Below are 13,482 nucleotides of genomic sequence, written 5' to 3' on the forward strand. Positions count from 1 at the left end.
CGCGCCTTTTTCGAAGCGCGTCATCGCTCAACCGGAGGAAACCGATGTTTTTCACTCGTCGTGCGGCGCTGGCCGCGCTCGCTGTTACCACGGCCCTCAGCGTCTCGCCGGCCTTCGCCCAGAATGCCGAGAAGCCGAAGCTGACGCTCGGCGTCGGCGGCAAGCAACTGCTCTACTATCTCCCGCTGACCGTGGCGGAGAAGAAGGGCTTCTTCAAGGATCAGGGGCTCGACGTCGAGATCAACGATTTCGGCGGCGGCGCCAAGTCGCTGCAGGCTCTCGTCGGCGGCTCGGTCGACGTCGTCACCGGTGCCTATGAGCACACCATCCGCATGCAGGCAAAAGGCCAGGACATCCGCGCCGTGATCGAGCTCGGGCGCTTCCCGGCGATCACCATTGCGGTTCGCAAGGACCTTGCCGACAAGGTCAAGTCCGCGGCCGATTTCAAGGGCCTGAAGATCGGCGTCACCGCGCCCGGCTCTTCGACGGCGCTGACCGCGCAATACGCCATGGTCAAGGCGGGGCTGAAGGCGACGGACGCCGCGATCATCGGCGTCGGCGCCGGCGCCAGCGCGGTCGCAGCGATCAAGCAGAAGCAGGTCGACGTGATCTCGCATCTCGACCCCGTCACCTCGAAGCTGGAATCGGATGGCGATGTGGTTTCGCTGATCGACACCCGCACGGAGGCCGGCACCAAGGCGCTGTTCGGCGGCTCGAACCCGGCGGCGGTGCTCTATCTCAAGAACGACTTTGCCGAGAAGAATCCGGTGACGACGCAGAAGCTCGTCAACGCGCTGATGAAGTCGCTGAAATGGCTGGAGACGGCTAAGCCCGAGGATGTCGCCGACCTCGTCCCGGCGGAATACCATCTCGGCGACAAGCCGCTCTACCTCACCGCAGTGAAGAACTCGCAGGAGAGCTATTCGCGCACCGGCATCCCGACCGCCGACGCGATGAAGAGCATGTACGACTCGCTCAAGCTGCTCGATCCCGAGTTGACCAATTCCAACGTCGACCTGAACAAGACCTTCATCGACTCGTTCGCGAAGAAGGCGGCGGCGGGCTCATAGCCGAGGCTTCCTTCTCCCCTCGGGGGAGAAGGTGGCAGCGCGAAGCGCTGACGGATGAGGGAAGGGCCGCGCGAGCGGCCCTTTATCGTCTCACCTAGTCGTACTGCCCTCATCCGTCTGCTCCGCAGACACCTTCTCCCCCGAGGGGAGAAGGAAGAAACCTGCCCTAAGCCCGCTTCCCGCCCACCGAAATGAACGCCATCAAGCAGGGCTCCGGCAGCGGGTTGCGCCAGCGATGCCGGGTGCCGTTCTGCACGATGCAGTCGCCCTGGCGCAGATGGATGCTTTGTCCGTCGTCCAGCTCGAGCGTCATCTCGCCACGAACCACAACCCCGTAGTCGATGGTATCGGAGGTGTGCATGCCCGGTGCGCTGAGATCGAAATGGTCGCCCATGCGTGGGACCTTCTCCGACATTTCCTCCAGCGCGCTCTTGAAGGTCACGCCGGCTGGCGGTTTCCAGCCCTCAGGGCGACGCGGCGGATAGGAGATGAGGCGGAACATCGTGCCGCCGGGGCCGGGAAAGGCGACCGTGCCTTTCAGCATCGGGTCGGGTTCCAGGCCGGTGAGCTGCGGCACGCCCTCGGTCATGTAGAGTTCGTAGAAGGTCAGCCCCGGATTGGAGTCGATCTCCACCACCTTGGACGTGACGTCGAAGGATTTGAACACCGACTTGCCGGCTGCATCGCGGCCAGTCAGCGCCCGCTTCGGTGGCGGCAGCTCGCTTGAATCCTTGGCCTCGGCCGGCGGCGACATCGCGGTCAGCGCGCTGCCGCCGACTAGCGCGGACAGCGCCTGAAGCAGGCGACGGCGATCGCCGCCTTCAGGCTGTTCATAAGACGTCTTGTCATCGTCCTGGGGCTTGTTCCTGCTTGTCGCGCGCCAAAGCCAGGAGAACTTGCTCATCGTCATCCTCCGCTGTTTCGATTCTTGATTTTTCTTTTTGGTGCCGGCCGCTGCGCTGTTGCGTCAAGCATCCGGCTTGCGGCAAGCAGGGTGATGAAGAATTCAGCTTTCTACAACTAGACCTTAGGCCCAGCTTTTTGCTCGGCAGCCGTGCTGGATTCTGGAGGGGCCTCTCGGAGGCAGAGGATTTGCCTGCTTTCGGACCAGCTTTTTCCTGTATTCGTTCGGTGGGCGGCGCAATTTGCATCAGCCGAAAGTCCAATTGTCTGCAACTGCAGGTGGATGAATATTGCGGCCTCCTCCGCTGGAAGATCCTTCCGGCGGAGGAGGCCAGAAGGTGCTCGCATGACGCCGAATGCCGCCGCCCTGTTCGCCTTCGTCATCCTGATCCTGCCGATGGGCTATCTGCTGCTGGCGGCCCCCGGCTTCCTGTTCGTGAAGCTCGATGTCCTGCCGGTCGCCCGGCTGATGCGGATGATGTTCAGTGCCTATTTCCAGGTGCTTGCCGTTGCCGCCGTCGTCGGGACGGTGGTCTTCGCCCTGACGGAACGCTGGGCCTTCGTGATCGGCGTCGGCGTCTTGGCGACGACGCTGCTGGGGCGGCGCTGGTTCCTGGCGCGGATGGATGCCCAGATCGCTGCCTGGCCCGCCGATGTCGGTCGCCGTCTGCGCCGGCTGCATTGCGGCGGGATGGCGTGCAATGCCGCCCAGCTCGCCATCGTCATCGCCAGTGTGCCCTACATCATGGGCTCGCCGGCCTGAGCGACTGCACGCTGGACTTGCAGCCACCGCGGCGCGAGAGTGCCGTTGACGCAAGGAGAGGCGCCATGACCGATCGCGCTGCCGTCGAAGCCTTGATCCGTGATGCCTATGCTGCCCGCCACCGCGGCGATCTCGATGCCCTGATGGGCTACATGCACCCCGATTGCAGCTATCGGCTGGCCGGCGGGCCGCAGGTTGCCGAAATCTTCGTACAGCCGGAAGGGCAGGCGGCCGTGCGCGAGCAGATGGCCGGGCTGATCGCGACCTATGTCTTCAGCGACATCGAGGAATTGGCGCTGACGGTCGACGGTGACAAGGCGACGTTGCATTGGCGCGCCAATGTCGCATGCAAGCCGACCGGTCGCAGCGACGCCTTCGAGATCATGGATGTCTTCACCATCGTGGACGGCAAGCTGAAGAGCGTGACCCAGTTCACCGACACGGCTGCCGTGGCGCGATTGTCGAGCCCGTAGCGCCGAGCCTGATCGCTCCCATCACCGCTTTCGATTGGCGCGGGCCGCACCAGCCGCTAGGTTCGCCGCGTCGTTCCGTCGAAGGTTGGCCTACCCCTATGAACATCCTCTCGATCCAGTCCCATGTCGCCTATGGCCATGTCGGCAATGCCTCGGCCGTGTTCCCGATGCAGCGCCTCGGCGTCGAGGTCTGGCCGATCCACACCGTGCAGTTCTCGAACCACACCGGCTACGGTGCCTGGAAGGGGCAGGTCTTCGATGGTGCCACGATCGATGAGTTGATGGCGGGCATCGGCGAGCGCGGCGTGCTCGGCAAATGCGACGGCGTGCTCTCCGGCTATATGGGCTCGGCCGATATCGGCCATGCCATCCTCTCGGCGGTGGCCAGAGTGCGCGAGGCCAATCCCAAGGCGATGTATTGCTGCGACCCGGTGATCGGCGATGTCGGTCGCGGCGTCTTCGTGCGGCCGGGGATCCCCGAATTCATGCGCGAGCAGGCGGTGCCGGCCGCCGACATCGTCACGCCGAACCAGTTCGAGCTGGAATTGCTCACCGATGTCGAGGTGAAGACGCTGGCCGACGCGCACCGCGCCGTCGAGGCGCTGCGCGATGCCGGCCCCAGGGTCGTGCTCGTGACCTCGCTGATCACCAACGAGACGCCCGACGATTCGATCGACCTGATGGCGGCGGACGGGCAGGGCACCTATCGCGTGCGCACGCCGAAGATCGACATCGACATCAACGGTGCCGGCGATGCGATCGCGGCGCTGTTCTTCGTGCATTACCTGCGCGACGGCTCGGCCGCGAGCGCGCTCGGCAAGGCAGCGTCCTCGATCTACGGGCTGCTGAAGCGGACCAAGGAAGCCGGCTCGCGCGAGATCCTGACCGTGGCGGCGCAGGACGAGTTCGTCACGCCTTCGCAGCTCTTCACAGCCGAAGCGGTCTGACTGGCATGAAGCTTCGCCTCGGCACCTTCAATGTCGAGAACCTGCTGACGCGCCATCGCTTCGAGCCCGGTGGGCGGACCGAAACGGCGGCGGCGATGTCGCTGTTCCATTTCCCGCGCGCTGACGAGCGCGATGCGGTCGAGCGTTCGCTCGCGGTCGCGCTCGAGGACGACAAGCGCCAGATGACGGCGCTCGCCATTGCCGAGGCCAATGCCGATCTCTGGATGCTGCAGGAGGTCGACTCACTGGCGAGCCTGCAGGCCTTCTTCGCCAATTATGTCCACCGTATCGCCGACCATCGCTACGGCCATTTCACCCTGGTCGACGGCAATGACCGGCGCAATATCGATATCGGCTTCGCCGCCAGGCGCGATCTGGTGCAGCCGCGGCAGGTCACGGTGCGCTCCTACAAGGGCATGAGCTTTGCCGATGCCGAGGCATTCTCGCCGGAGGTCGCCGCCTTCGGCATCGGCCCGCGTGACAAGGTCTTCGCCCGCGACTGCCTGGCGGTCGAGCTCGATTTCGGCAACCGGCGGCTTGCCCTGTTCGGCTGCCATTTCAAGTCGATGAACAATGGCCGCGACGACGGCCGGCAGGCGACCCTGCCGATCCGGCGGGCCGAGGCGCTGGCGGTGAGGAAGATCATCAAGGACTGGTTCGGGCCGGGCTGGCGCGAGGCGAACTGGGCGATTCTCGGCGATCTCAACGGCTATCGCATCGGGCTCGGGCCCCTGGCGGCGCCGGTCGACGAGGGCGACAGCGGCATCGAGCCGCTGCTCGATGATTTCGCCGTGGATCCGGTCGAGAGCCTGCCGCCGCATGAGCGCTGGACGCATTTCCGGCGCTACTGGTTGGAGGAGCGCCAGAGCCTGGTCGACAGCCATATGCCGCTCGATCATATCCTGCTCTCGCCGGCGCTCGCCGCGGCCAATCCGAACCCGGTGATGCAGATGATCCGGCGCGGCCTGCCTTATCGCGTGCCGCTCGACCCGCGCGAGGCCGATCGCTCGATGGCCAAGCTCGCCTTGACCTGCGACCGCTATCCGCGCGTCGGCTGGGACAGGCCGAAAGCCTCCGACCATTGCCCGCTGACGATCGAGCTCTCGATCCCGAAGGAAACCGCATGAGCCGCCGCTTCGTCACGCTCGACGTGTTCACGACAAGGCCGCATGCCGGCAACCCGCTCGCCGTGGTGCTCGACAGCGAAGGACTGGACGGCGCGGCGATGCAGACGATCGCCCGCGAGTTCAACTTGTCGGAGACGGTCTTCGTCGCGCCGCCGGCCAACCCTGCCCATCGCGCCGCCATCCGCATCTTCACGCCCGGGCAGGAACTGCCCTTCGCCGGACATCCGACGGTCGGCACCGCCGTGCTGCTGGCGCTGCGCGATGCGGCGGAGGGGCGGGCGGCGGACGCACTCGTGCTGGAAGAGAAGGTCGGGCTGGTCCCGTGCGTGGTCGCGCTCGGCAATGCGCGCAGCGCCCGCGCCACCTTCACCTTGCCGAAGCTGCCGGAGCAGATCGCGCAGCCGATTGACGATGCCGCGCTGGCTGAGGCGCTCGGGCTGGACGTGGCCGATCTCGGCTTCGACGCGCATCGGCCTAGCGCGTTCTCGGCGGGTGTCCCCTACACGATGGTGCCGGTCGCCAACCGCGGGGCGGTTGCAAAGGCGCGCGTCGCTGGATCATTCGAGCGCACCATGGCGGCGGCCCAGAACGGCAACGCCTTCGTCTATTGCCGCCAGACGGAAGAGGCCGGGCATCACTATCACGCCCGGATGTTCTGGCCGGAGGCCGGGGTGACCGAGGATCCGGCGACCGGCTCGGCCGCCGCCGCCTTCGCCGGCGCGATCATGGCGTTCGACCGGGCGGGTGACGGCACACATCGCCTCGTCATCGAGCAGGGCTACGAGATGGGCCGGCCTTCGCAGATCGAGCTGACGCTGACGGTCGAAGGCGGGGCGCTGGCATCGGCGACGATCGGTGGCGCGGCAGTAGTGATGAGCGAGGGCGTGCTGCTGTGACGGGGAATGGTGTCGTCGATGGAACGATCGTCGCGCTCGATCGCGTCGAGGCGCGGGTCGAGGCCTTCGACTGGGCTTTCGCTCGTGAGCGTGCCGATGAGATCGCGGCGCATTGGGATGCGATCAGCGCCGGCAAGCCGGCGATGTTCAACGGCTGCGTCATGCTGCAGCACCGGGCGGCGATCGCGGATGGCGTGTTCCATGCCGGCTATTTCGAGGCCGATTACGCGGCCTTCCTGAGCTGGCGCGATTTCGGTGTTCAGAGTCCCTTGCCGGGACCGGTGATCCGCAACGGCTTTGCCATGGCGGCGCTCAGGGCGGCCGATGGCGCCTTCCTGCTCGGCCGCATGGGCGATCACACCGCCAACCCAGGCAAGGTCTATTTCGCAGCCGGCACGCCGGACAGGGAGGATGCCCGACCGGATGGCACGCTCGACCTCGCCGGCAGCGTCACCCGCGAGCTCTGTGAGGAGACCGGGCTGACGCTCGATGAAATCACGGTCGAGGAGCGCTGGACGGCGGTGATGGTGCCGGGGCGTGTCGCCTTTATGCGGCCGGTCGCGGTTTCCTGGAGCGCCGAGGCGGCGCAGGCGTTGATGCTGGAGCGGATCGCGCAACAGGACGAGCCGGAACTCTCCGACATCGTGATCGTCCGTAATCTCGCCGATTGTGCGGCCTACGACATGCCGCCCTTCATGATGCCCTATCTCGTCCATATCTTCGGGCGGGAATGACCCTTTACCGATCGAGGTTGCCGATGGCCGATGCGTCCGAAGTCCTTGTCCTGCCTGAAGGCAACCCGTTCGGGCGCGCCTGGGAGACGCCATTCGGCCTGCCGCCTTTCGCCGAGATCACGCCGGAGCACATCAAGGCGGCCTATCCGGCGGCGCTGGAGCAGCACCGGGCCGAGGTCGAGGCGATCAAGGTTGAAGATGCGGCGCCCAGCTTCGCCAACACGATCGAGGCACTGGAGCGCTCCGCCCGCGGCATGAGCCGGCTCGGCGGCGTGTTCTACAATCTCGCCGGGGCCGACACGAACGAGGCGCTGCAGGCGATCGAGCGCGAGATGTCGCCGGTGATGTCGCGGCACTGGTCGGCGATCATGATGGATCACGAGCTCTTCGCCCGCGTCGATGCCGTGTTCGCGCAGCGCGAGAGCCTCGGGCTGGACGAGGAGCAATTGCGCCTGCTGGAGCGGACGCATCGCGGTTTCATCCGCTCGGGCGCCAAGCTCGAAGGCGAGGCCAAGGCGCGGTTGGCCGCGATCAATGAGCGGTTGGCCGGCCTCGGCACCAGCTTCGGCCAGAACCTGCTCAAGGACGAGGCGAGCTATGCGCTGATCATTGAGGACGAGGCCGATCTCGACGGTTTGCCATCCTTCGTCGTCGCGGCGATGGCGCGCGCCGCTGCCGATCGCGGCCAGGAGGGCAAGCACGCGGTGACGCTGGCACGCTCGATCATCGAGGCCTTCCTGACCTTTTCGACTAAGGCAGCGCTGCGCGAGCAGGCCTTCACCGCCTGGAGCAAGCGCGGCGAGAACGGCGGGGAAACCGACAACCGCGCCATCGTCGCCGAAATGGTGAAGCTCCGGGCCGAGAAGGCGAAGCTCCTGGGCTTTGCGACCTTCGCCCATTTCAAGCTCGACGATTCCATGGCGAAGACGCCTGAGAATGTGCGCAACCTCCTCGAACTGGTCTGGAAGCCGGCCCGCGCCCGCGCCGGGCAGGAGGCGGCCGATCTTGCCGCGCTCGCCCAGAGCGAAGGCGAGAACGCGCCAATCCGCCCGTCGGACTGGCGCTTCTATGCCGAGAAGGTCAGGCAGAAGACCTACGCGCTCGATGAGGCCGTGCTGAAGCCCTATCTTCAGCTCGACAAGATCATCGCCGCTTCCTTCGACACGGCCGGCAAGCTGTTCGGACTGTCCTTTGCCGAGCGTCCGGAGCTTCAGGGCTACCACCCGGATGTCCGCGTCTTCGAGGTGACCGAGACCGCGAGCGGCCGGCATATCGGCCTCTTCCTCGGCGATTATTTTGCCCGTGCCTCGAAGCGCTCGGGCGCCTGGATGAGCGCTTATCGCGGCCAGCGCAATTTCGACGGCGAGGTCCGGCCGATCATCGTCAATGTCTGCAACTTCGCCAAGCCCGCCGAGGGCAAGCCGGCGCTGCTCTCGATCGACGATGCCCGCACGCTCTTCCACGAATTCGGCCATGCCCTGCACGGCCTGCTCTCGGACGTGCATTACGGCTCGCTCGCCGGCACCTCGGTCTCGCGCGATTTCGTCGAACTGCCCTCGCAGCTCTATGAGCACTGGTTCCTGGCCAGGGAGGTGATGCAGCGCTTCTGCCTGCATGCCGAGACGGGTGAGGCGATCCCTGACGCGCTGATCGAGAAGATCAAGAAGGCGCAGACCTTCAACCAGGGCTTCGCCACGGTGGAGTACACCTCATCGGCGCTGGTCGACCTCGCCTTCCATTCGCTGGAGGCGCCGGCGGAGGTCGATCCGCTCGCTTTCGAGGCGAAGGAGCTGGCGCGGATCGGCATGCCCAGCGAGATCACCATGCGCCACCGCACGCCACACTTCTCGCATGTGTTCTCGGGCGACGGCTATTCGGCCGGCTATTACAGCTATCTCTGGTCCGAGGTGATGGACGCCGACGCCTTCAATGCCTTCATCGAGGCGGGCGATGTCTTCGCCCCGGAGGTCGCCGGCAAGCTCAAGCGCTACATCTATTCGGCCGGCGACACGCGCGATCCGGCCGAGGCCTATACCCTGTTCCGGGGGCGCCTGCCGACGCCGGATGCGCTGCTGGAGAAGCGGGGGCTGGCGGCTTAGGCCGTCGCTACTCTCGCGCCAGCACGACAAGCCGCGCGCCGCGCCCGCTCAGCAGGACGAGCGCGCCGCGTTCCATCCGCCAGCTCCGCGTCGCCTCCAGCGCCTCGCGGAACTGCCGCTCGATCTGCATGCGCGGCTCGGGGCAGGCCATCATCGTGCCGACCAGCGGCCCGAAGCGGAGCTGCCTGTCGCGGATCGTCGCCTGACCGCCCATGCCATTGCAGCCGCTATGGGCGGAGACGCGGCCGTCCTGCTCGATCTTGAGCGTCGCGCGCACGCCCTCAGGCAGCGGGCGGCCGCGCAGGCTCTCGACGCGCCAGGAGCCGGTGGGACCGCCGACCTCGGCCGGTGGCGCGACGCGCTGGACGACAATCTCGCCGCTCGCATCCGGCACGAGCGCGGCGTGGTGCTCCGTCGTGGTGAACCAGAGCTGGCCGCGAACCCTGATCTCGGCGCGCAGCGCGTAGCGATGGCCGGGCCGGATCACCGCATCGTTGAAACGCAGCCGGTAGGGGATCGGCACTTGTCCGCGCGGGACGATCCGGGTGCGGGCGATGGTGCGGGACGGGGTGTCGGCGAGCGAGACGTCGAGCAGGCTCACTTCGACCACGGCGCCCGGCGGCAGCGCGATCCGCTCGCGATAGGTGACCGTGCCCGAGAGCGTGCGCGGCGCGGCGAGCGCAGGCAGTGGCAACGCCGCCAGCGCGAGGGGCGCGGTGGCGAAGATGCGGCGGGTGATCATAGTCAGGCTTTCCCTCAGGTCCTGTCGGCATTCGCCCCGCGAAGGCTGTCAGTGCCGAGGGAGCGAGGCAATCAGGTGCACCTTTCCTGTGACCGAAGCGAGGCCAGGCTCACGGATAGCCGAACTTCGTCCGCGTCGCGCGAATCTGAGAGGTCGCGCCGGCGTCATTACCCGCGGCGCAGCTCTTGCGGGCCGTCTCGATCTCGGCGCTGACGCGGGTATGGACACCCTTGGTGGTGTGGCCGGTCTGCAAATCGTTGTCCATGACCGCCTGGAAGCGGTCGACCTCGCCGGCGCAGCCCGAGCCAGTCGGCATGCGGAAGGTGTTGGGCGTGACGCCGGTCGGCGCCTGCTCGGGCGATGGTGCCGGCGGGGGAGCGGCCGTTTGGCAGGCGGCGAGGGAAAGGCCGAGGGCGGCGGCGAAGAAGGCAACGCGCATAAGCGGAGCTCCGGCTGGTCGGATCGGAACCATGGTTGATTCCGCCCGAGAGGCAAAGGCCTTCCCGAATATGCTCAGTCCTGACTGGGCATGAAGAAGGCGAGGATGGTGAAGACGGCTGCTGCCATGGCCGCCAGCCAGATCGCTCCCAGCCCGACGTGCCCATGCGCATAGGCGCCCAGGAACGCGCCGACGAGCAGGCTGAGCCAGAGCACGAAATGGCGCAGGAAGGCGCGCCTGGAGCCGCCGAGCAGGGCGCCGGCGAGGCGCTGTCCCATCTTGACCAGCGTGCCGGTCATGTAGGTCAGGCCGATCGTGACCTCGCCGTCGCGCTGGAAGACGGCGTTCTCGGCGCCCATCGCCAGAGCGAGGATGCCGGCGGCGGCGATCGCCAGCCCGGCGCTGTAGAGACCGGCAGAGAGCGCCAGCGCCAGCGCGACGAAAGCCAGCACGGCGGCTTGACGCCGGTGTTTGCCGACATGGCCGACGAGCGAACCGCAGATCACCCCGACGACGAAGAGGAGGATGATCATGCCGGCCACCAGGACGCCGTCCAAGCGGCCTTCCGCCAGCTCGATGCCGAGGCGGGTGGTGTTGCCGGTCATGAACGAGACGAAGAAGCCGCCGATGTTCAGGAAGCCGAGCGCATCGACGAAGCCGGCGAGCGCCGAGAGGCCCAAGGCGAGCCCGATGGCGGGACGATCATAGCGCAGCACAGGCAAGGCACTCCATTCAGGCGGTGGGCGTCCGGTGCGCGCGGCCATGGGCCGAATCGCACCGGGCAGTTAATCCACGCAGATGGTCCACCGTGCCGATGCAAAGCGGCCTAGCGTGGCTGAAGCCTCTTACTCCCGTCACAATTCGACGGAACCCTGATCGTCATGATCGTGCTGCATACCACCGAGCTCGAAATCTTCGCCGACTACTTCCAGTTCTATCTTCAGGATGAGGCGGTCGACGAGGATTGGGGGGCGTTCTGGACCGACGAGACGGTGGAGCGGATGCTCGCCGTCGGCGACTGCTCGGTCGGTATCGCCACTGCCAGGAACATGAACGTACCCGTCGTGCTCTCTGTCCATGACGCCGCGCCGGAAGCCGATTTCAGCGAATGGGAGCTGGTCAACGAGTGCTCGTTCCGCACGCGCTCGGGCCAGATGATGCTGATTGGCTGCACCGAAGGCTCGCCGCAGGAGCGGGCGCGCTTTTCGCTGGCGCCGGGGAGGTATCGTTTGCGGGTCTCCTATGTCGGCCTCGACAGCCTGAGCGACGACGGGCTGGAAGGCGACGACTTCTACCGTTTGCAGATCTGGCCGGGACCTCACGCCGAGACCAGGACGCTGAAGGAGCGGGCCGGCGCTGCCGGCTGAGCCCGCGCACGAACGTTCAAGACCTTCCGGGCTTGCCTTCCTATCCTCCGATCCGGTAGACAGCCCAAGTCGTCGAGAGGATTGTTCGTGGCCCAATTCGCCACCCATGCCGAGAGCCTGAACCGCGCCATCGCGCGGACGGCCGGCATGTGCGCTCCCTCGCTCCTTGGTCAGCTGCTTCTTCTTACCAGCCCCTGAGGGCCGGCCGGGCACGTGTGCCTGGGCGCTCAGGGGATGACGGGAACCAAGCCTCCGACCCTACGCGCCCGCCGGAACCGAGATGCGGCGCGTCCTGACCAAGGACAAGACCCATGAGCAATGCAGGCAACACCGTGTCCGCCAAGGACCGCGTCCTGATCTTCGACACCACGCTGCGTGACGGCGAGCAATGCCCCGGCGCGACCATGACCTTCGAGGAGAAGCTCGAGGTCGCCGACATGCTGGACACGATGGGTGTCGACATCATCGAGGCCGGCTTCCCGATCGCCTCGGACGGTGATTTCGAAGCGGTCTCCGCCATCGCTTCCCGGATCAAACGCGCGACCGTCGCCGGCCTGGCCAGAGCCATTCCCGCCGACATCGCCCGCGCCGGCGAGGCGGTGCGTCATGCAGCCAGGCCGCGCATCCACACCTTCGTTTCGACCTCGCCGATCCATCTGCAGTACCAGATGCGCAAGAGCGAGGAGGAGGTGCTGGAGATCATCACCAGGACGGTGACGCAGGCGCGCAACCTGGTCGACGACGTCGAGTGGTCGGGCATGGATGCGACCCGCACGCCGATCGACTATCTCTGCCGGGCGGTCGAGACCGCGATCAAGGCCGGCGCGACCACGATCAACCTGCCCGACACGGTCGGCTACGCCACGCCCGACGAGTACCGGGCGATGTTCAAGGCAGTGCGCGAGCGCGTGCCCAATGCCGACAAGGCGATCTTCTCGGCGCATTGCCATAATGATCTGGGGCTCGCCGTCGCCAATTCGCTGGCGGCGATCGAGGGCGGGGCGCGCCAGGTCGAGTGCACGATCAACGGCATCGGCGAGCGCGCCGGCAATGCAGCGCTGGAGGAGATCGTGATGGCGCTGCGGGTGCGCGGCGATGTCATGCCCTACGACACCGGCATCGACGCGACCTATCTGATGCGCGCCTCCAGGGCGGTCTCGAGCGCCTGCTCCTTCCCGGTGCAGTACAACAAGGCGATCGTCGGCCGGAATGCCTTCGCCCATGAGAGCGGAATCCACCAGGACGGCATGCTGAAGCACCAGCAGACCTACGAGATCATGACCCCGGCCTCGGTCGGCGTGACCAAGACCTCGCTGGTGATGGGCAAGCATTCCGGCCGTGCCGCCTTCCGCTCGAAGCTGAACGAGATGGGCTACGCGCTCGGCGACAACCAGCTGGAGGACGCCTTCACCCGCTTCAAGGCGCTCGCCGACCGCAAGAAGCATGTCTACGACGAGGATATCGAGGCGCTGGTCGACGACAATCTCGCCACCGCCCATGACCGGGTGAGGCTGGTCTCGCTGACGGTGATCGCCGGCACGCGCGGCCCGCAGCGCGCCATGCTGAAGCTCGACATCGACGGCCGCGTCGTCGCCGAGGAGGCCGAGGGCAACGGACCGATCGACGCCGTGTTCAACGCGGTCAAGGCGCTGGTGCCGCATGAGGCGGTGCTGGAGCTCTACGACGTCCACGCCGTCACCGAGGGTACCGACGCGCAGGCCGAGGTCAGCGTGCGCCTGTCGAGCGACGGCGCGGCGGTGACCGGTCGCGGCGCCGATCCGGACACGCTCGTCGCCTCCTGCAAGGCCTATCTGGCGGCGCTCAACAAGCTGGTCGCCCGCGGCAGCCGGGTGCACGCGCAGGCAGCGGAGTAATCTTGCCCGATCAATGTGCGGCCGCTTCCTCTGGGCGAGAGAGGGCGG

At 66.7% G+C, this 13,482-nt stretch carries 14 protein-coding genes; 10 read left to right on the top strand and 4 right to left on the bottom strand.

Annotation, left to right across the window (positions count from 1 at the left end; translation table 11 throughout):
- Positions 1–44 precede the first annotated feature (44 nt).
- Positions 45–1,070 carry an ABC transporter substrate-binding protein gene (locus AC1DS0_RS18560; protein WP_476815760.1) on the top strand — a complete coding sequence of 342 codons (1,026 nt, stop codon included), beginning with the start codon at positions 45–47 and terminating at the stop codon, positions 1,068–1,070.
- Positions 1,071–1,236: 166 nt separating this feature from the next.
- On the opposite strand, the gene AC1DS0_RS18565 is transcribed toward AC1DS0_RS18560, so the two are convergent.
- On the bottom strand, positions 1,237–1,974 hold the full coding sequence (locus tag AC1DS0_RS18565; protein WP_476815761.1) for a cupin domain-containing protein: 738 nt from the start codon (positions 1,972–1,974) through the stop codon (positions 1,237–1,239).
- Positions 1,975–2,319: 345 nt separating this feature from the next.
- Here AC1DS0_RS18565 and AC1DS0_RS18570 point away from each other — a divergent pair, with 345 nt between their 5' ends.
- From AC1DS0_RS18570 to AC1DS0_RS18600, 7 genes are all read left to right on the top strand, one after another.
- Entirely contained in the window at positions 2,320–2,736 is a 417-nt protein-coding gene (locus AC1DS0_RS18570) for a hypothetical protein (protein WP_476815762.1), read from the top strand.
- 65 nt (positions 2,737–2,801) lie between these two features.
- Complete coding sequence (locus tag AC1DS0_RS18575) at positions 2,802–3,209, top strand: nuclear transport factor 2 family protein (protein ID WP_476815763.1); 408 nt, start codon at positions 2,802–2,804, stop codon at positions 3,207–3,209.
- A gap of 98 nt (positions 3,210–3,307) precedes the next feature.
- Positions 3,308–4,156, top strand: a complete 849-nt coding sequence (gene pdxY, locus AC1DS0_RS18580; RefSeq protein WP_476815764.1) for a pyridoxal kinase PdxY — start codon at positions 3,308–3,310, stop codon at positions 4,154–4,156.
- Positions 4,157–4,161: 5 nt separating this feature from the next.
- The gene (locus tag AC1DS0_RS18585) at positions 4,162–5,283 is read left to right on the top strand and encodes an endonuclease/exonuclease/phosphatase family protein (RefSeq protein ID WP_476815765.1); all 1,122 of its coding nucleotides are present in this window, start codon (positions 4,162–4,164) and stop codon (positions 5,281–5,283) included.
- Positions 5,280–6,179, top strand: a complete 900-nt coding sequence (locus AC1DS0_RS18590) for a PhzF family phenazine biosynthesis protein (protein ID WP_476815766.1) — start codon at positions 5,280–5,282, stop codon at positions 6,177–6,179. The genes AC1DS0_RS18585 and AC1DS0_RS18590 overlap by 4 nt, the downstream gene beginning before the upstream one ends.
- On the top strand, positions 6,176–6,913 hold the full coding sequence (locus AC1DS0_RS18595) for an NUDIX hydrolase (protein WP_476815767.1): 738 nt from the start codon (positions 6,176–6,178) through the stop codon (positions 6,911–6,913). Before AC1DS0_RS18590 ends, AC1DS0_RS18595 begins: the two co-directional genes overlap by 4 nt.
- A gap of 23 nt (positions 6,914–6,936) precedes the next feature.
- On the top strand, positions 6,937–9,012 hold the full coding sequence (locus AC1DS0_RS18600; protein WP_476815768.1) for a M3 family metallopeptidase: 2,076 nt from the start codon (positions 6,937–6,939) through the stop codon (positions 9,010–9,012).
- Positions 9,013–9,019: 7 nt separating this feature from the next.
- Here AC1DS0_RS18600 and AC1DS0_RS18605 read toward each other — a convergent pair whose 3' ends face one another.
- The 3 genes from AC1DS0_RS18605 to AC1DS0_RS18615 form a co-directional block, all read right to left on the bottom strand.
- Complete coding sequence (locus AC1DS0_RS18605; protein ID WP_476815769.1) at positions 9,020–9,754, bottom strand: YbaY family lipoprotein; 735 nt, start codon at positions 9,752–9,754, stop codon at positions 9,020–9,022.
- 109 nt (positions 9,755–9,863) lie between these two features.
- Entirely contained in the window at positions 9,864–10,193 is a 330-nt protein-coding gene (locus tag AC1DS0_RS18610; RefSeq protein WP_476815770.1) for a hypothetical protein, read from the bottom strand.
- Between the two features lie 74 nt (positions 10,194–10,267).
- Entirely contained in the window at positions 10,268–10,957 is a 690-nt protein-coding gene (locus tag AC1DS0_RS18615; protein ID WP_476815771.1) for a YoaK family protein, read from the bottom strand.
- A gap of 117 nt (positions 10,958–11,074) precedes the next feature.
- On the opposite strand from AC1DS0_RS18615, the gene AC1DS0_RS18620 reads away from it, so the two are divergent.
- Positions 11,075–11,560 (top strand): hypothetical protein, encoded by a 486-nt coding sequence (locus tag AC1DS0_RS18620; RefSeq protein ID WP_476815772.1) that lies wholly within the window; start codon positions 11,075–11,077, stop codon positions 11,558–11,560.
- A 311-nt stretch (positions 11,561–11,871) separates the two neighbouring features.
- Positions 11,872–13,434: a 2-isopropylmalate synthase gene (locus AC1DS0_RS18625; RefSeq protein WP_476815773.1), complete on the top strand. Its 1,563-nt coding sequence runs from the start codon at positions 11,872–11,874 to the stop codon at positions 13,432–13,434.
- Positions 13,435–13,482 lie beyond the last annotated feature (48 nt).

This window comes from Allobosea sp. P4_H5 (assembly GCF_056400825.1).